22 protein-coding genes are annotated in these 18195 nt (G+C 39.2%); 13 read left to right on the forward strand and 9 right to left on the reverse strand.

Annotated features, from left to right (window positions below; translation table 11 throughout):
* The first annotated feature begins 39 nt into the window (after positions 1–39).
* Together CYAN7822_RS21725 and CYAN7822_RS21730 are read left to right on the forward strand one after the other, a co-directional pair.
* Positions 40–936 (forward strand): tetratricopeptide repeat protein, encoded by an 897-nt coding sequence (locus CYAN7822_RS21725; RefSeq protein ID WP_013324404.1) that lies wholly within the window; start codon positions 40–42, stop codon positions 934–936.
* 275 nt (positions 937–1211) lie between these two features.
* Positions 1212–1802 (forward strand): ParA family protein, encoded by a 591-nt coding sequence (locus CYAN7822_RS21730; RefSeq protein ID WP_013324405.1) that lies wholly within the window; start codon positions 1212–1214, stop codon positions 1800–1802.
* Here CYAN7822_RS21730 and CYAN7822_RS21735 read toward each other — a convergent pair.
* Positions 1799–2113 (reverse strand): hypothetical protein, encoded by a 315-nt coding sequence (locus CYAN7822_RS21735; RefSeq protein WP_041933342.1) that lies wholly within the window; start codon positions 2111–2113, stop codon positions 1799–1801. The genes CYAN7822_RS21730 and CYAN7822_RS21735 overlap by 4 nt on opposite strands.
* On the opposite strand from CYAN7822_RS21735, the gene CYAN7822_RS21740 reads away from it, so the two are divergent.
* From CYAN7822_RS21740 to CYAN7822_RS21775, 9 genes are all read left to right on the forward strand, one after another.
* Positions 2112–2426 carry a DUF6883 domain-containing protein gene (locus CYAN7822_RS21740; RefSeq protein ID WP_013324407.1) on the forward strand — a complete coding sequence of 105 codons (315 nt, stop codon included), beginning with the start codon at positions 2112–2114 and terminating at the stop codon, positions 2424–2426. The two genes, CYAN7822_RS21735 and CYAN7822_RS21740, sit on opposite strands and share 2 nt — an antisense overlap.
* A 13-nt stretch (positions 2427–2439) precedes the next feature.
* On the forward strand, positions 2440–2667 hold the full coding sequence (locus CYAN7822_RS21745) for a DUF4926 domain-containing protein (protein WP_013324408.1): 228 nt from the start codon (positions 2440–2442) through the stop codon (positions 2665–2667).
* A 118-nt stretch (positions 2668–2785) separates the two neighbouring features.
* Positions 2786–4027: an FAD-dependent hydroxylase gene (locus CYAN7822_RS21750; protein WP_013324409.1), complete on the forward strand. Its 1242-nt coding sequence runs from the start codon at positions 2786–2788 to the stop codon at positions 4025–4027.
* Between the two features lie 210 nt (positions 4028–4237).
* The gene (locus tag CYAN7822_RS21755; RefSeq protein WP_013324410.1) at positions 4238–4585 is read left to right on the forward strand and encodes a rubredoxin; all 348 of its coding nucleotides are present in this window, start codon (positions 4238–4240) and stop codon (positions 4583–4585) included.
* A 116-nt stretch (positions 4586–4701) separates the two neighbouring features.
* Positions 4702–5694 carry a photosynthesis system II assembly factor Ycf48 gene (locus tag CYAN7822_RS21760; protein WP_041933922.1) on the forward strand — a complete coding sequence of 331 codons (993 nt, stop codon included), beginning with the start codon at positions 4702–4704 and terminating at the stop codon, positions 5692–5694.
* A 75-nt stretch (positions 5695–5769) separates the two neighbouring features.
* On the forward strand, positions 5770–6015 hold the full coding sequence (gene psbE, locus CYAN7822_RS21765) for a cytochrome b559 subunit alpha (RefSeq protein ID WP_013324412.1): 246 nt from the start codon (positions 5770–5772) through the stop codon (positions 6013–6015).
* 24 nt (positions 6016–6039) lie between these two features.
* Entirely contained in the window at positions 6040–6174 is a 135-nt protein-coding gene (gene psbF / locus CYAN7822_RS21770; RefSeq protein ID WP_013324413.1) for a cytochrome b559 subunit beta, read from the forward strand.
* Positions 6175–6184: 10 nt separating this feature from the next.
* Positions 6185–6304: a photosystem II reaction center protein PsbL gene (gene psbL / locus CYAN7822_RS35900; protein ID WP_013324414.1), complete on the forward strand. Its 120-nt coding sequence runs from the start codon at positions 6185–6187 to the stop codon at positions 6302–6304.
* A 38-nt stretch (positions 6305–6342) separates the two neighbouring features.
* Positions 6343–6462, forward strand: coding sequence for a photosystem II reaction center protein J (locus CYAN7822_RS21775; protein ID WP_013324415.1), 120 nt, complete (start codon positions 6343–6345; stop codon positions 6460–6462).
* A gap of 84 nt (positions 6463–6546) precedes the next feature.
* Here CYAN7822_RS21775 and CYAN7822_RS21780 read toward each other — a convergent pair whose 3' ends face one another.
* The 5 genes from CYAN7822_RS21780 to CYAN7822_RS35325 all read right to left on the reverse strand — a co-directional run bounded on the left by CYAN7822_RS21780 (position 6547) and on the right by CYAN7822_RS35325 (position 12791).
* Entirely contained in the window at positions 6547–8196 is a 1650-nt protein-coding gene (locus CYAN7822_RS21780; RefSeq protein ID WP_157871836.1) for a hypothetical protein, read from the reverse strand.
* Between the two features lie 179 nt (positions 8197–8375).
* A complete protein-coding gene (locus CYAN7822_RS21785; RefSeq protein ID WP_013324417.1) occupies positions 8376–9674 on the reverse strand; it encodes a glycosyltransferase in 1299 nt (432 codons plus the stop codon).
* Between the two features lie 156 nt (positions 9675–9830).
* On the reverse strand, positions 9831–10925 hold the full coding sequence (locus tag CYAN7822_RS21790) for an LOG family protein (RefSeq protein WP_013324418.1): 1095 nt from the start codon (positions 10923–10925) through the stop codon (positions 9831–9833).
* 216 nt (positions 10926–11141) lie between these two features.
* A complete protein-coding gene (trxA, locus tag CYAN7822_RS21795) occupies positions 11142–11465 on the reverse strand; it encodes a thioredoxin (protein ID WP_013324419.1) in 324 nt (107 codons plus the stop codon).
* A 285-nt stretch (positions 11466–11750) separates the two neighbouring features.
* Positions 11751–12791, reverse strand: coding sequence for a pentapeptide repeat-containing protein (locus tag CYAN7822_RS35325; RefSeq protein WP_013324420.1), 1041 nt, complete (start codon positions 12789–12791; stop codon positions 11751–11753).
* A gap of 234 nt (positions 12792–13025) precedes the next feature.
* Between CYAN7822_RS35325 and CYAN7822_RS21805 the strand changes: the two genes are divergently transcribed.
* A complete protein-coding gene (locus CYAN7822_RS21805) occupies positions 13026–13838 on the forward strand; it encodes a serine/threonine protein kinase (protein WP_013324421.1) in 813 nt (270 codons plus the stop codon).
* Positions 13839–13907: 69 nt separating this feature from the next.
* On the opposite strand, the gene CYAN7822_RS21810 is transcribed toward CYAN7822_RS21805, so the two are convergent.
* The 3 genes from CYAN7822_RS21810 to CYAN7822_RS21820 form a co-directional block, all read right to left on the reverse strand.
* Positions 13908–15389, reverse strand: coding sequence for a PEP-CTERM sorting domain-containing protein (locus tag CYAN7822_RS21810; RefSeq protein ID WP_013324422.1), 1482 nt, complete (start codon positions 15387–15389; stop codon positions 13908–13910).
* A 110-nt stretch (positions 15390–15499) separates the two neighbouring features.
* The gene (locus CYAN7822_RS21815) at positions 15500–16195 is read right to left on the reverse strand and encodes a LuxR C-terminal-related transcriptional regulator (protein WP_013324423.1); all 696 of its coding nucleotides are present in this window, start codon (positions 16193–16195) and stop codon (positions 15500–15502) included.
* 30 nt (positions 16196–16225) lie between these two features.
* Positions 16226–17314, reverse strand: coding sequence for a sensor histidine kinase (locus CYAN7822_RS21820; protein ID WP_013324424.1), 1089 nt, complete (start codon positions 17312–17314; stop codon positions 16226–16228).
* Positions 17315–17620: 306 nt separating this feature from the next.
* Here CYAN7822_RS21820 and CYAN7822_RS21825 point away from each other — a divergent pair, with 306 nt between their 5' ends.
* Positions 17621–18181, forward strand: a complete 561-nt coding sequence (locus CYAN7822_RS21825) for a Pvc16 family protein (protein ID WP_013324425.1) — start codon at positions 17621–17623, stop codon at positions 18179–18181.
* Positions 18182–18195 lie beyond the last annotated feature (14 nt).

Raw genomic sequence — 18195 nt, forward strand, 5'->3', positions numbered from 1 at the left:
TAAATACTTAATAGCTCCTAAAGCAAAAATCAACAAATCATGACAAACTTAACATTAATTACAGTATATCGATCTTTAGAATGCCGTCCAGATAGCTATCGAGGCTGGTATTATCAGGGGAATGTTCTCCTGCAAAGAAAATTATATGATGATGCGTTATTGAGTTACGAAAAAGCCTTAGAATATTATCCTAAAGATTATTGGGCATGGTATAGAAGGGGTATGACTCTAGAAGAATTAGGACGTTATGATGAAGCAGTAGCCAGCTACGAAAACGCTTCACAAGTTCAACCAGCTAATTATTGGGCTTGGTATGATCAAGGTTGTCTCTATCTGGAAGAAATTAAAGATTACCAGAAGGCGATCGAGTGTTTTGATAAAGCGCTAGAAGCTAACCCCAAAGACTATTGGGCTTTTTATCGTAAGGCTGAGGCGTTGCGTTTATGGGGTCATTATGAAGCGGCTATCGCTTGTTATGATCAAGCCTTAGAATTGCGAGAAAATGACTACTGGGCTTGGTATCGTCGGGGCGATGCTCTCCGTAACTGGGGACGCAAAGAAGAAGCCTTAACCAATTATAAAAAAGCTTCTCTTGCTAAACCGAATGATTATTGGGCTTCCTATCAGCAAGGGGTTATCCTGCAAGAATTAGGAAGATTTACTGAGGCGATTTCCTGTTATCAGGATGCCCTAGATATAGAACCATTAGATGAATATGCTTGGTATAATCAAGCTTGCTGTTATGCCAAAATCGGCAATATTGATGAAGCCATTTATAGTCTAGAAAAAGCCATTAAAATTTATCCGCCAACTTATTTAGAATTGGCTCAAAATAATGCCGACCTTGAGCCTTTACGTCAAGATGATCGATTGACTTTATTAGTTAACAGTTATCAATCCCAAGAAAGTAATGGAAATGGGAATAATTATAACTAAGGTGAGTTTTTAGAGTTAAATACTAAAGAGTAGGGACAATCTTTTGAAGGTTGTCCTTTATTGAATTTTACAGGGGTGAAAATTGGCTTGTCTCGCGCAAAGCCGCCAAGAAAAAAGCACGGGTATATGATGGGGACAAGATGTGTCGGTTCACGCTTTTGGCTAAAGCAAGCGATGATGAGAAGCCGCTCTTTAAGGGTAGGGTCTAAAATTAACAATTAAATTGAGCGACTTTTGGTAAACTACTTACTACCAAACATTTGTGAGAGTGATCAATGATTATTGCCGTCACCGCCTTGAAGGGAGGAGTAGGAAAAACAACAACTGCGATCCATATAGCGGCTTACTTACAACAGAAAGCCCCGACTTTGTTGATCGATGCTGATAAAAATCGTTCGGCCTTACACTGGTCTAGAGAAGATACCCTTCCGTTTTTTGTCGCTTCACAGGCCGGCTCAACTCGATTAATTACTAAGTATACTCATATTATTACTGATACTCAAGCTAGACCAGAAGCCGAAGAATTAGAAGATTTAGTGCAAGGGAGTGATTTATTAGTCATTCCGACCACTCCTAATCATCTCGATGTAGATGTGACTGTCAAAGCGGTGGAATTGTTGCAACCTCTAAAAGCTAATTTTAAAATCTTATTAACTAAAGTGGATGCCCGTACCCGCAATGGACGAGAAGCAAGAAAAACCCTAGAAGAGTTAAAACTTCCCATCTTTAAGTCGGAAATTCCCTTGCTGGTAGCTTATGAAAAGGCTTCGGATAAAGGGGTTATCGTTAAAGATATCTCAGATTCAAGAGCCAAATTTGCTTGGAGTTGTTATGAGGCAGTAGGTAAGGAAATTATGGCAGGTTAATGTAATGTACCCCCGATATACTGGGGGACAGGTGTCAATACAGACATAGGAAGTTTTAATTGACTAGATGGAGTTTCGTTGCTATCTCCGACTAACTCAACAATAGGAGGAAGAGTTTCGACGAATACATCCTCATACTTTTCATAAAATTTGTCATCTTCTTGATAGATAGTTTCCCTGCCGCCATGATCTTTGATTTGTTGATAACAAGCCTTTCCTTTTTCTGCATAACAGATTAACGCATGATCGATCAACCGCTTTCCCCAATCAATACAATTTTGTCTACTAAATTCCTTCCCTAAATCATTCATGTATTTAGACCCTAATGCAGTAATTGCTCAAGAAAAATTAACAGAGTATTTATTGAAATTTTTACCTAAAGATGATAAATCTCAATATTTAGCTCAAGGAGGTTATACTTTAGATAACTGGCAACAATTAGAAAAAGATTTACGAGAACAAATTTTAATTTTAGAAGCTCAACCAACTGTTAAAACTCAATATGGACAAAAATATCAAATTATTGGTTTCTTAACCTGTCCTAATGGTAAAATTTTAAGAGTAAAAACTATTTGGATAATAACTGACACAATCACTAAATTTATCACCCTATTTCCTGCATAAGGAGAAATAAAAAATGCCATTTCCTCTTTTCTCTCAAATTCAATTAACCCAAGATATACCCCAATATAACTTAAAGAAAGGTAGTATTGGTACAATTGTTGAATATTATCCCATGCCTGAAGGGCAAGAAGATGGATATAGTGTAGAAGGGTTAATTTTTCAAGATACTGTAGAAGTAGCCGAATCTCAAATTCGAGTAATTAGCCTTGAGCAAAAGTCCCCAAAAGCCACTTTTTTTTAACAAAAACTTCTTTTTCATTGTATTTGAGATATACTCCTACCACTCGCTTGATTCCCCAAAGATTTCGCGTCACAATAAAAATAACGTAAACTTCCCTATCGTTTTAGATCCGATCACAATGACAGAGCAACCGCTAACTTATCCTCTCTCAAAAGCTGAAATTAACCTAGATTATGACCTAGCAATTGTTGGGGGTGGGATCGTCGGAGCAACCCTAGCCGCCGCCTTAAAAGCCTCTGGACTGAAAATTGCTATCATTGAAGCTCAACCGCTACCACAAGCCGCCGCCAGACGACGCGCTTATGCTTTATCCCTCATTTCAGGACGGATTTTAGAAGGAATAGGAGTTTGGGATAGTATCTTACCACATATTGGCAAATTTAGCAAGATCCGCCTGTCCGATGCCGATCATCCTCAAGTGGTTAAATTTCACACCACAGACCTAGCCACAGATTATTTAGGCTATGTCGGCGATCACCAAGTCATTTTAACTGCCCTACAAGAATTTATCGGCAATTGCCCTAATATTACCTGGTTATGTCCAGCCGCAGTAACCGGAGTGGACTATCAACTCTCACAAGCCACCTTAAGCGTAAATATTGAAGGAAAACCACAACAAATCCGCACAAAACTGGTGATCGGAGCCGATGGACCGCGCTCACCCATTCGCACTCTTGCCGGCATCAAAACCCGAGGATGGAAATATTGGCAGTCTTGCGTCACCTTTACCATTAAACATCAAGCATCCCAGAATGATATTGCTTTTGAGCGTTTTTGGCCCACTGGACCGATGGGCATTTTACCCCTACCCGGCAACCGATGTCAGATCGTCTGGACTTCCCCTCATGCTAGGGCAAAAGCTTTACAAGAATTAGACGAAGCCGAATTTTTAACGCTTCTAGAAAAACACACCGGCGGACTGTTGGGTAAAATTGAACTCGATAGCGAGCGGCTAGTCTTTCCCGTTCAATTAATGCAGAGTGATCGCTATGTGTTACCTCGACTGGCATTAGTCGGAGATGCGGCTCACTGTTGTCATCCCGTCGGGGGACAGGGGTTAAATTTAGGAATAAGAGATGTAGCCGCTTTAGCCCAAGTGTTGCAAGAAGCCTACCAACGAGGAGAAGATATCGGCGACGTAAAAGTCTTAGAACGCTATGAAACTTGGAGAAAACCCGAAAATTTAGCCATTCTAGGGGTAACCGACTTTTTAGACCGAGTTTTTTCTAACAATTGGCTGCCAGTCGTAGCGGTGCGCCGCTTAGGAATTTGGATGATGTGTCGTGTACCTTTCCTAAAAACCTTTGCTTTACAAGTGATGACAGGACTAAAGGGCAGGGCTGTTTCATTGTCCCACTAAGCTTATCAAAATCTCAGCAGGAGTAAGAGCAAAATCAGGAAACATCCCTGACTGAATTTGTTAAGTCTCTCTATATAGATAAGGATTGTCTGTCTCAAAGATAGTCGTCATAGCAATTTTAACGGTTTTTCTCTGGGGACAAAATTAAAATTGTTAACTTTTGTGCGATAATTTGTAACAGAGATTTTAAGGTTTGCTCCCTTTAAGCTAATGAGTGATCGACCTAAAGAACTAACTCTGGCCGAACAAGCCCCGGCCAATCATGAATGCCGTGCCTGTGGCTACGTTTACGAACCGAAAAAGGGAGATGGTAAAGGAAATATTCCGTCCGGCACTCCCTTTGAGGAATTACCCGTTAGCTGGCGCTGTCCCGTGTGTGGGGTTCCCAAATCCCAGTTTGTCAATGTTGGTGCAGTTGATGCCCCTTCAGGTTTTGCAGACAACCTCAATTATGGGTTTGGGGTAAACCGTCTGACCCCCGGACAAAAAAATCTCCTGATTTTTGGAGCTTTGGCGTTAGCGTTTTTGTTCTTCCTCAGTCTGTACGGTCTTAGCTAAGTCTGAGAAGAATTATCCCTGAAATAAGTTGAAAAAGGTAATCCCTCATGGGCGATCACCTGTATTTAATTGTTCAAATCAGGGACACACTAGATCAGTAGACGATGAATTTATTAATGAGAAAACTAAAACAAATCTTAATAATACTAACCATTTCCTTATTTTGTATCAGTTGTAGTAAAGTTGCTTCGACTAGCTATAATCCTTGGAAGCTCATCAACCTAGAAACCGAGTCAACCTTTGCTGATGTTGCCTTTACCAGTGATCCTAATCATGGTTGGATAGTGGGCACACAAGCAACCCTATTTGAAACTACTGACGGCGGCGACAATTGGGAAGAACGGAAACTCGACTTAGGGGAAGAAAAAGTCAGCTTTGACGGGGTTAGCTTTAATGGAGATGAAGGCTGGATCACCGGTAAACCGGCCATTTTGTTACATACCGAAGATGGCGGCCAAACTTGGTCCCGTATCCCCCTGAGTGAAAAATTGCCCGGTGCCCCATATAATATTGTTGCTCTGGCTCCCCAAACTGCCGAAATGGTAACAGATTTAGGGGCGATTTATCGCACCACTGACGGTGGGCGCACTTGGAAAGCTTTAGTAGAAGGAGCCGTTGGGGTTGCCCGTAATATCAGACGCTCTTCTGACGGGAAATATGTCGCGGTTTCTGCCCGAGGAAACTTTTACTCGACTTGGGAACCCGGACAAAGTGAATGGACACCCCATAACCGCAACTCTTCGCGTCGTCTGCAAACAATGGGTTATGCTGATAACGGGGGTCTGTGGTTGATCGCCCGGGGAGGACAATTACAGTTTACCAGCCCAGAAGACCTGGAAACCTGGGACGAAGCCCTCTATCCAGAATTTTCTACCAGTTGGGGGTTGCTGGATCTCTCCTACCGCACGCCAGAAGAAATGTGGATAGCTGGTGGAAGTGGCAACTTATTGGTAAGCTTTGATAATGGCAAAACTTGGGAAAAAGACCGAGAGGTAGAGAATGTCCCCTCTAACCTTTATAAAATTGTCTTTGTTAACTCCGAAAAAGGGTTTGTCCTAGGTCAAAAGGGTGTTTTACTAAAATATGAACCCCCCACAGAAGCCGCTTAAGCCTTGTCGCTAGTCAAGGTAAATCTTGATCATGTAAATTGGACTTTTAAAAGAGTCAATAGGAGGAAAAAATTCATGTCAGGTACTACTGGAGAGCGTCCATTTTCTGATATCGTTACCAGTATTCGTTACTGGGTAATTCATAGCATCACCATTCCCATGTTATTTATCGCGGGTTGGCTATTTGTTAGCACTGGACTGGCTTATGATGTGTTTGGTACACCTCGTCCGGACCAGTATTTTACTCAGGATCGCTTAGAGTTACCGATCCTAAAAGAGCGCTATAACACCGATCAGCAAATCAAAGAGTTTAATAAGTAGTTTGTTTTAAATAGGATAAAGATCATGGCTAATACCACTGGAAATCAACCCGTTTCTTATCCCATTTTTACCGTTAGATGGTTAGCGGTTCATACCCTAGCTGTACCTACGGTATTCTTTATAGGCGCGATCGCTGCCATGCAGTTTATTCAAAGATAGGAGAATACTAATGGACAGAAATACTAATCCGAATAGACAGCCAGTTGAATTAAATCGGACTTCTCTTTATTTAGGTTTACTGTTGATAGCTGTTCTTGGGATCTTATTCTCCAGCTATTTCTTCAATTAATCAAAGTTCAAGTTAGGAGAAAGTAGGAGGTATCACTAATGTTTGCAGAAGGACGTATTCCCTTGTGGGTAGTAGCCGTTGTTGCTGGTTTAGGTGTAATTGCTGTAGTAGGTCTTTTCTTCTACGGCGCTTATGCAGGTTTAGGGTCTTCTCTGTAGACCTAATCATCTAAAATTATCAGGCTAAACTCATAGAAAACCGCCAACTTTAAACAAAGAGGCGGTTTTTTAAATGGAGAAAACCTAGATAACATTCACTTTAATTTCTCCTTTCAACTTAACAAATTGTTTATTTTCTCGGTCATACACCCAAGCTTTCAGCATCGTCTCACCTAAAGGAAGAGACTGAGGAGAAATTTGAGCTTGCCATTTAATCGTGTGGTTGGACTGGTTGAATTCAACCATACTAGCCGTAGTAAAGAATGATTGCTTGTCATCATAGGATAATAAAATTAGAGGTGGCAGTTGCTGAGGCTTAGGTAAAGTAGCCCAACCCTTAATTTCAAAACTCTGATTTTTCGACAGAGTTGCTGTTTTATCCCTGCTAGATTGTTGCTCAATTTCTCCATAATTTTGGATTGGCGTAGGATTAAATGTTATCTTTTCATTTAAATTTATAAATCCTATAGTATCTATTTTGACAGACAAATATTTTAAAAGCTTAAAGTCAGTAAAAATGTCTTTTAAGCAAATTTGATCTGATTTATTGACAAAGGAAGATGGCTCGAAAAAATTAATTACTGTTAGGCAATCTTTAGCTATAGTTCTTGATTGGAAAGCTGACAAACCTGTTGAAATTCCATTATCATACATAAAAATTATAATAACTATAGAAATACCGGTTATTCCAGATAAAGCAAATTTTTTAAATATTTTTTTTTCTAACAAAAAGGTTGTATTAATAATGAATAATCTTGCTATTTGCAGGCAAGAAATAATTAGCAAAATTGAAATGCTGGTATATCTCGATGATAGCGCTTGTCCAACTCCAAAGCCAGACCTGCCTAGAGTAGTTAATAAAGCAAACAGGATAGTAAACCAACCGATTGACAACCAAGGAGTAACATCAAGAGCAAATTGTGAACGATATTTTTTTAGGGTATAAAAGTTAAAAAACAGAAAAACCAGGGCAATTAAAATTCCTGTTTGAACGTAATTCACGATAATGATTGATGCGCCTAAAAGACTAAAAAAATATTCCAATGCTATTAAAAAATGTTCTAAAGCAAAAAATAAACTTGGATGATAAGACGGTTTGTGATAACCAAAACTGTAAATAAGACAGCATAACCCGAAAAGTGTTACCCAGATAAACAGCCTAATAATTTTTTGTTTTTTATTTCCTTCAACTGCTAAAACACAGGGGATAACAGCCAGCCAAGATAAAAGACCATGTGCTGAAGAAAAACTCGCGATAAAACAGCATAAACCGGCCATCGTTAGTTTGAAAAAAGGAGAAAAATTTGGCGGCACAGTTAGAAAAAAAACGGCTAAAATAAAACAAGTATTAATAAAAAACCAGGCTATTTGAAACCCCCATAACCAATTTTCATACTGAACCCAAGAAAACAATAAAAAACAAGTTAAAATATTGAATAAATGAAAAAAATTTTTATTCTCTCTCGAACTAAATTCAGAAATTTTATAAATTAAATAAAAATTAATAACACTTAAAAAAACGCTAAAATACATTTCTAGTTTAATATTCCAATTTGACGCAAAAGCCAAAATAGCAAAAATGACTTTAGGAAAAACAATTCGATGTTCGTTATGTTGAACAAAAAAATCATTAAAACTGGTTGTGCCCTTATGCAATTGCTCAAATAAGTAAACTAAAGCCCAGTCATCATAAAAAGGAACATTGACTCCAAAACGATAAACATACCAAATCACTAAAGCAATGGGAATTAAATAAATAAATAGAATTACTTGATTAGGGATTATTAAATTTTTCTTGAAAATCATTCAGAATTACTCCTCAATATCGCGGCTAAAAATTCAGGTTAGGTCAAACACAGAGATTTTAAGTTCGCAACCGAAGCCGCCGTGCTAGATATTTTTTAATTACCAGTTTACTTCAAATAAGAATTTGAGGATTTTAGGTGACTGAGAACATAATCTCCCCGAGAAAGATATTTTTCCAGCCAAATAAAAAGAACAATAAATAGATAGCGGCTTCCCATCTCTTTGAGTTTCAGCTTGGAGACTCCTCTTTTTCGGTTTTGCCAAGTAATAGGAATTATGCTGTATGAATACCCTCTAATAATGGCTTTAAGCGGCATTTCTACCGTTAAGTTAAAATGATGAGATATCAGAGGAGAAATTCCCTCGATAACTTCTCGACGGTAAATTTTAAACGCATTAGTTGTATCATTCAGTTTTAAGCCAAACAAAACTTTAATGAAGGCATTGGCCAAGCGGTTAACGATTAATTTGTGAACGGGATAGTCAATGACTTTACCTCCTCGAATAAAGCGTGAACCAAATACACAATCATACCCTTCTTGCAGCTTGTAATAGTAATCTACAATATTTTCTGGTGAGTCAGAACTATCAGCCATCACAATTGCTACTGCATCGCCTCGAAAATTTTCTAAACCACAACGCACGGCAAAACCGTAACCATTAGGATAGTAATTGTTAATATAATTTACTCGTGGGTTTTCATCACAGAGTTGCTTTAAAACTTCTTCTGTGCGGTCTCGACTATTGTCATTAACCACTAAAATTTCATAGTCAATCTGTCTTTGTTCTAAAAGCTGACTAATAGATTCCACTGTGGCTTGAATACAACTTTCTTCATTGTAAGCCGGAATAACAAGGGAAAAAAGCTTAATTTTTTTAGAAGTTTCTTGGGTCGAATCCGTTGGGATAATAGTTTTCTCTTCCAGCGCCGGAGCCAACCCTTCTGGATAATAAATCGCTTGGGAAAATTCCATTGGCTCATGGGGTTTTTGAGCGGTTTTAATGGGCGTTTTAAATACTAGGCGATCACTGATTAAATAGTTAAGAGATGCACTAACTAAGACCCCGACTAATGTATTAACTGCGTAATTAATTCCCAACCAATCTAGCAGAGGAAAGAGCAAAAAAATCCGAACCATAATAGCCGTTCCTGCCGCTACATGATAGAGAGGAATTTGCCGCCATAACACCTCTCTAACTGTCCATACCCCTCCTGGCCAAACCCAAATTCGATAAATGAAAAAACTTAATAATAGGGACAATTCTATTGAAATTACATTGGCAATATTGCGTAAAAAAACCGTATTAAAGCCGAGCCATTCAATTAGTAAAAACATTAAAACTATATTGAAGGCTGCTGCAAAACCACCGCCAATGAGAAACTTAAAAATTTTATTTTTGAACATAGCTAATAAAACTAAATATCATCAAAATATATAACAAAATAATTTGGGAATTAATGATCAAGCAATAAAACTCAAGAAGCGAACCGGACAAAGGTCGCTGCGCCAGATGGCTCGCAATGACGAATAAATGCTTTTAAAGTTCCGGCTAAGAGCGTTTTACTTCCATTCAGGGTGTTTTTCAATAGTCGAAACCGTTTGAAACTGATTGATGGTATTAATCATTTGATACAAGCGGCCAAAACTTCGTTGATTAAAGTGAAAAACCAAGCGGGGTAAATGGGACGTTTCATCTCGGGTTTCTTGAGGTAAAGCACGGCTTTTTTTAAAGCTTCCTTCTACCAAAATATCTTGATATTCTTCATTAAGCTGTTCTACTTGTTCATCACTCAGTTCATCATTAAGCCGCATCACATATTGTTGATTTACATAACGACTGGAATGATAAACTCGATAAAAATAACGAATCGTATTACAAGCCGCCTCTAAATTATTGGTAATGGTATAAAGATTGAGGTCTTCAGGATTAATTAGCCCCCGTTGTAAGAGATTATTACAAATTTGTTCATTCCAAATGTGCCAATAATTCCCATCCGGTTCATCAATTAAAACTAAAGGTGCTGGACCATATTTACCCGTTTGACAAAGGGTCAAAGTTTCAAAGGCTTCATCTTGGGTGCCAAACCCCCCCGGAAAAAGCGCAACCGCATCACTTTCCCGCAAAAAAAACAATTTTCGAGTAAAGAAATACTTAAAATTAATCAATTTTGGGTCATCAGCAATAAAATGATTACTGACCTGTTCAAAGGGTAATTGAATATTCAAACCAAAGGAATGTTCTCGTCCTGCGCCTTCGTTGCCGGCCTGCATAATACCCCCTCCTCCCCCAGTCAACACCATAAAGCCGGCTTCAGTAATGCGACGGGCAAATTCAACCGCTAAACGGTACTCTGAACTAAGCGCAGAAATACGGGCAGAACCGAAAATTGTCACTTTTCGCGTGTGACGATAGGGATAAAAGGTTTGAAAACCCCTCTCCATATCTTCTATGGCCGCCGTTAATATTTTCCAGTCTAAACGCTCCAAGTCTTCTTCGGCCATCCGCATCAAGACAGCCAGTGCCCTTTTAATCCACTTGTTATGTTTGTGAGAGGGTAACTGGTCTAGAAATTGTGTCAATTCTTCGCTCAATTCTAATTCGGGTCGGGAACTTGTTCCTGAGTGGTGATGGTTTTGAGAGTCTGATAAAACCATAATCTTAATTTGAGGCCTATTTTATTGTAGCCCACTGTACTTTTAAGGGCAATCATTGATAATTTACAATACATTTTTTTCACAAAAACCTTAAAGCCAAATAGCATTGACCGCTCTTGAATGCTAGAGGCAAGAGCGGCTGGGAAACAATCAGAGATGTTGAGACTCGTTAATAGCTTTTGTGAGCCAGAAGGAGTCAAGGCTAAAGGAAACTGATTAAAGGTATTTTTCCAAAGTGTTTGACAAGGTGGTTTTAGGCACTGCACCCACAACCATGTCAACCTTGTTGCCTCCCTTAAAAATCATTAAGGTCGGAATGCTACGAATACCATACTGACTGGCAATATTAGGGTTATCGTCGGTGTTTAATTTAACGACCTTGATTTGACCTGCGTACTGTTCGGCTATTTCATCCACGACGGGAGCCACCATACGGCACGGCCCACACCAAGGGGCCCAAAAGTCTACCAGCACAGGAATTTCGCTTTCTAAAACCTCTTGTTTAAAACTGTCATCTGTAACTGCGGCTGCTGCTGACATACTCAGAATTCCTTTACTCGAGCGCGTTTCTAATCAATACTCTCAAATTCTACCATAGCGAAAACAAACCCGCTTTGAATCAAAAATGTATATAATTTTATAAATAATTTAGCTTCTTAATGACAAGGATCATTAATGCTCCCTAGTCTCAAGAAGAAACCGCCCGAACAATGCCCGGGCGGAGTGTGGTGTGAGGAGTGAACGGAAACATTTGTCTCCGCTTCTTCTATTGTAATAAAGAAATTCCCTCATGGCTAAATCTTGGCCGTTAAGTTAAGGAAATTTTTATTTATCCCCTTGAGCATCTGTGGGTTGACGTTGACCAAATAAATTCCAAGGCGCGCGTTTTTCAGTAGACGAGGGGGGTTTGCTCGAGTGTGTATCGGTTTCCTCCGCTCTCGAAGGCGCAGGAGCCGAACTTTGAGCTTGTTGAGACTCAGAAGCAACTGACAGGTCTTTTTCCGATTGAGTCACTTTTGCCGCTTGAGGCGTTTCTTTTGGTGTGGCCGATAAGGGTTTAAACGGTTGCTGAGACGGTGGCGAAGAGGGAACTGAGTTCACCATCCGAGCCTTGGGAGCATCAGTTGTTGGTGGAGATGAAGGTGTCTTGACTGGGGTGCGGAACTCGTTCCGCACAGCAGAGGGTTCGACCTTGGGGGCTTCAAGAGGCAATTTTGGCTCACTGGTGGCAGTAAGCGGCTTTAATTGCTCCATCGTCTCGGGCTGATTAAGGTTTGCTAATGAAGAAGCATCTTCCGTCTCCTTAGCCTCGTCAGGAAGGGACTCACCCCCACCCGTCTCCTCGTTCGCCTTAGCACTGAGGCCGACTTCAGGGGAAGACACCTCAGACACTAAGACTTCAGGGGAACTCACCCTAGCAGAAAGCGGCTCTGATGAAGAAGGTTGAGTCGGGGGAAAATTTGCGCCCGTTAGATTAGCGCCTTCGAGTAAAGCTCCTTGGAGATGAGCCTCTTGTAAATTAGCTTCTCTTAAATTAGCCTGCCTCAAATCAGTCTGTTCTAAAAAAGCTCCTTTTAGGTTAGCTCCCTTCAAATTCGCCCCCTGAAAACTTGCCCCATTCAAAACAGCCGCCTGAAGATTAGTGGTTTCTAAATTTGTCTTCCTTAAATCAGCATCTTCTAAATTACTATTACTTAAGTCAGCCTGACTTAAATTTGCCTCTCTTAAATCCGCCTCTTTTAAACAAGCCCCCTTTAAATTCGCTCCCATTAGGGTCACGCCCTGTAGATTAGCATACTCAATGGTGATGCCACTAAAATTGCGCTCCCCGGCTGCATATTTCTTGATCAGTTCACTGACGTTCATGACTTTATCACTCCTGTGTTAGGAAATCATTGTGCCGCCTTGTCAAACCGGCTCTTGATTTAAACCGCTTAAAACCCTCTCAAACCTTACCAACCTCTAGCTTAATTTTAAATTAATTGGTACTATTCGGTAGGTCTTGGCCGGCGAAAACTGATAAAATAAGATGAGGTCTTTCATTGGAAAACTTCCTTGGAGTGCTGTCTACCGAACCCTTGTTGTTTAAATTTCTGCCGATTGGATGGACACCTGATTGCAGGACAAGGTGTTATTCGTAATCCTCTGACCGGATGGGAATATGAAGTTCTCAAAATTCTAGCCCGAGGAGGCATGGGAACTACTTACTTAGTTTATAATTACCAAATCCGCCGACTCGCTGTTCTCAAAGAAATGAATAGTAACATGGCTTCAAAAGCCAAAGCCCGAGAGCTTTTTCAGCGAGAAGCTAGAATTTTACAAACTCTGGAACATCCAGGCATCCCCCGATTTTATGATTTTTTTTGGACCGATCAACATTATTCTTTATTAATGGAGATGGTTCATGGTTATAGCTTAGAGCAACTTTTACCCTTGAGTACCGCTCAAGCGGTGGACTGGATTTTACAACTGACAGACATTTTAGACTATCTTCATCGACGCAACCCGCCAGTCATTCATCGCGATATTAAACCCTCTAACCTACTTCTGCGTTATAATCCCCGTGAGATCGTCTTGATCGATTTTGGAGCCGTTAAAGAAGCCACTGCGCCGCCAGGGACTCGTATTGCTACGCCCGGTTATGGCGCACCTGAACAACAAAAAGGGTTATCTAGCATTCAGTCAGATTTTTATGCTTTGGGTACTACTTTAGTCTATCTGCTAACTCGCCAGTGTCCTAGTAAGTTTTATATTTTTTCTCAAGGAAAATTTGCCGATTTAGAAGAAGCTGGAGTTCCTCGGATTTTAATTGGTGTGATTAATGCTTTAACGGCATTTGATCCCCAACAACGACCTCAAACGGTGATGGAAGTTCAAGATATCCTTAAAGCGAGTCTAAACAGTTTAGATTGAATTTAGCCCCAAATATTTAGGGTGAGATTGACCCACCCAAAATTAATTAATTAGCCTAATACGTTTAATTTATTGCTCGGCTTTTTGAGATAGCTTTCGTTTGAAAAAAGTCCCAAAGCTTAAAGCTGTTCCTATCCCAAAAATGCTTAAGGGTTCCGGAACCGCTTCAGGCGGCACAAAATTTCCTAATTCACTCTGGGTAACCTTAAACGAGAGCAGATAACCCGGAATTAAATTTAATCCTGTGGGACAAGGAGAACTAAGAGCGACTTTGCTATCAGCAGTTGTTCCATTTGTACAAACATTAAACTGAACATTACTACTGTTTTGAGTCACGCTGAAGTCGTTATCACTGCCGACTATTACAGCATAATCTCCATTGGCTAATTGGGGACCAATGGTTAAACCTTCTAGCTTTTCAGGAATAATTGGCCCTGCACCCTTTAAAGAAGAAGCAATATCAAGAAATAAAGATTTACTAACCGGATTAACTCCTAGTGGTAAATCATTGATTCCAGTTAAATTAACCTTGCTAACATCTGTTGCATCAGCAAGACTAATTTTATAGACTTTTTTAGTACCAACAGGAGGATTGCTAGGTAAAGTAGGAGCTTCCACACCAAAACCCCGATTATCCCGTTCTAAAACTAGAAACTCAGCATCATTGAGTGCAGCAATGGCACTAATTCCAATATTACGGCCTTGTGCATTAGCTTTAAAATCATCATTCTTGTGGTTGGAAAAACCCGCGTTAATGTCAGCGATGGATTCTAGTTGATAGATAAATTGCCTTGTACTTTCGCCCGTCTGGGTATCGAATTCTACCAGTCTTAAATTGCGGCTGTATCGTCCCTCTGGATTACCTTCATTTACTAAAGGGTCTTGTAACATACCATATAACTTAGACCCATCAGGACTAATAGCCAATCCTTCAAACCCTCGATTATCCTGACGACCAGTGACAGCACTCATATAGTTGGGAGTACCGTCAGCTTGTCTAGGAAGAATATTTCCGGGTATAGTTAAAGCTCTAATAAAAGAGCCATTGGGGTTAAATTCATAAACTGACGGCCCATATTCATCAGAAACATAAAAATTGCCATTGCGAGAAACCACAAAGCCTTCAGGGTCAAAACTTAATCCTAGGGTATTAGGATTTCCATTCAGCAATTGAGGATTCAAACCATTAAATGATTGGCCGTTTTGGGTAAAAAGAATAGTTTGCTCAATGTTAAAATTACTGAGCGCTCCTGTGTTAGGATTAACGTCCAGGGTAAATTTTTCTACCCGGGTTTGGTAAGGAATGACTCCGCCGCCGGGACCGCGATCACTGAGTCCATAATAGACGTTTTGAGCGCGATCATAGTACAAATCTGAAAACATCCCCAAACGATTGATATTCGCTCCGCCTGCCCCGTTACCGATGGGATACAAATCTGGGGTCTCTCCAGGGATGGACAAAGTATTAACAAAGTTGACAGCTTGCGCTGGAGTTACAAAAAGAAAGGTTAAGGAACCTGTCACTAATAGACAGAGTTTAGTGTAATTCATTTTAAAAAGCTTAAATTTTAGCTTTTAAGTAATTGTACACAAGTTACACTAACAATGCTTGTTTAAAACCCGATTAAGAAAAAGGTTAAAATTAGGCAAAAGGCATATTTTTAACTTAAACTGGTCAGATTAGCTGACACTTGATGCACTTTCATCGCGGCCACTATAGCCTGAGTACGGTTTTTCACGCCCAGTTTATTAAAAATAGCCGTCAGATGGGCTTTGACTGTAGCTACTGTAATATAGAGTTGTTGGGCAATTTGTTCATTGGATAGTCCTTTAATAAGATATTGCAAAACTTCTTTTTCTCGCCGCGTTAAATCGATTTTTTTTTCAGCATTAACTAAGGGTTCTGAACAGGTATTAAAATAGTGAAAAAATTGGGTAGCGACTTCAGGAGGAAAATAAACTTTGTCATTCATAACCGTGTTGATGGCTTCTCCAAGCTGCTGAACTATATTCATCTTAAAAATATAGCCTTTAGCTCCAGATTGCATCGCCTCAAAAATTAAATTGTCTTCTTGATGAGCAGAAAGAACCAGCGTAATTATTGAAGAGTGTAAGGTTTGTAAATATTTTAAAATATCAAGCCCACTTTCCTGTTCAAGTTCAAGGTCTAGTAACATTAAATGAGGATGGTATCGATTGACTAAATTGATCGCTTTTGCCGCCGAGTCTGTTTCACCAATCACCGTCAAATTCATGACTCCACTCGAACTATACAGTTTAAGTAAAGTTTTCAGATTTTCCCGAAAGAGAGATTCATCATCGACTAATACCGTAGAAATATAGGGTTGACCAAACATAAATAATATCTCCTGAGAATTAGATGGATTTTAACGAGGTAACGTAAAGGTAAATTTCGTTCCTCCTAAAACAAGATTTTCAGCCCAAATTCTGCCGCCATGATCCATAATAATTTTTTGAACAATGGTTAACCCTAAACCCGTTCCTCCGGGACGACGAGAATAAAAAGGAGTAAAAATATTTTTTAAATCTTGAGGAGATAATCCTTGTCCTTGATCGGTAATAGTGACTATAATTTCTTTTTGAAAAAATTGCCAATTACAGAGAATTTTTCCGCCGACGGGACTAAAATAAATCGCATTACTGAACAGATTCCCAAAAACTTGTTGAATTTGTAAATAATCTACAGCAATAATAGCTTCTTTGTCTTGTGGATATTGTAAGCTGACTGCTTTTGATTCTACTATCGGATTCAGACTTTGAATACTTTTCCGAACAATATACCTTAAATCGCACAATTCGAGTTTTAATCTAGCTCGTTTACTGCAATCTATTAATTGATTTAAATTTTGGTTTAAGTTAGTAATAGTTTCTTGCAGTGAAACCACCTGTTTTTGCTGACTTTCAGCTAAACTTAGCCGAAGATTCTCAGCCATAAGACTGATTAACGATAAAGGATTGCGGAGTTCATGCCCTATTTTATGTATTAAATGTTCTAGCGATTTAATTTCCTCATTTTGTTGATGATAAACCTGATATAAATTTAAATATTCTTGAATAATTTGGGCATGAATTTCTATAGACTCTTCCTCAGTCCGAGAGAGGATAGTCTCACTCAAAAAAAATAAATAATCCGTGATAAAGTTTTTTTGGCTCAGAGGACAAAAATAAATATATTTACTTTCATATTCTCCCATCTGAGTCACTTTAAAAAAAGCCCCCAAATTTTGCACATCAAGCTCCGAACTAAAAAGACTTATCTCTTCTGAAGAAATTTCAAATGAGTGAAATTCGCGGGCAAAAAAAGCGGTTGATTTTTTTGGGCAATCTTGATAAACTAAAAGAGCAAAAACAATAGGTATTTCTTCTGATAGCTGTTTAAACTGTAACTCTAAAAAAAAATTGAAATTGACTAATTTAAAATGGGATGTAGTTTCCCCTGAAAGGCGATGGTTCATAAAATTATTTAGTTAGATTACTCAGTTAAACATAAATACAACTAATCACTCTAACTTTTTGTTCCACTATAACATAGCTCTGGGAAGATACCTAAGTGATCACTCCGAACTTCTTAAAATAAATTAAACTATTTTAAAAATATTTAATATCAAAGCGGCAACACTTAACCAAACAGAAGAGGAACTTTAAACAATAGCCATAAAAATTTAAGAATAATTTTAGATTTGGAAAAATCCAGACCTTAGTCTAATAGTCTTTAAATTCAAAAACTTTTAACTTAAAGAAGTGCATCTCTTCTAGATTCAATGATCACTGCTGTTGCTCAAACCTTAGCAGACCTGCTGACGAGAGATTCTTCCCTACTCAGCACCGTGCAAATTGATTTGAGTCATCCGAGTAAGCGCGAAGACGTTAGACCGGCCTTAAGCCTATATTTATACGACTTACGCAAGAGTGATGATGAAGGTGACTTAACGGCCATTGAGAGAGGAGAAAAAGATGGTCATAGCAATAAGCTACGGCAAACCCGAACCAATGCCTCAGTTTTCTGGTTTGATTTGTCTTATATGATCATCCCTTGGGACTGGACAAACTTGGGTCAACAGCGTTTGTTATCAGAAGTGATCCAGTTGCTGCTTTCTCATTCAACCGTCAAAGAAAACAGTTTAGCCCCAGAGCTACAAGGTTATGGGGATTTATCTATTAGAGTTGCCTCCTTCATCCCTGATGTACCGGCATTATGGAATGCCCTGAAACTTCCCTTACAACCGGCCCTTTACATTACCATTAAAACCCCTTTTCCTATTTATTGTGAAAATCCCTTATCTGAATATCCGGATAATCAGCAAGAAACAGGATTCACCTGATGATCATAAGGAAT

The sequence above is a fragment of the Gloeothece verrucosa PCC 7822 genome, from assembly GCF_000147335.1.
Lineage (GTDB): Bacteria > Cyanobacteriota > Cyanobacteriia > Cyanobacteriales > Microcystaceae > Gloeothece > Gloeothece verrucosa.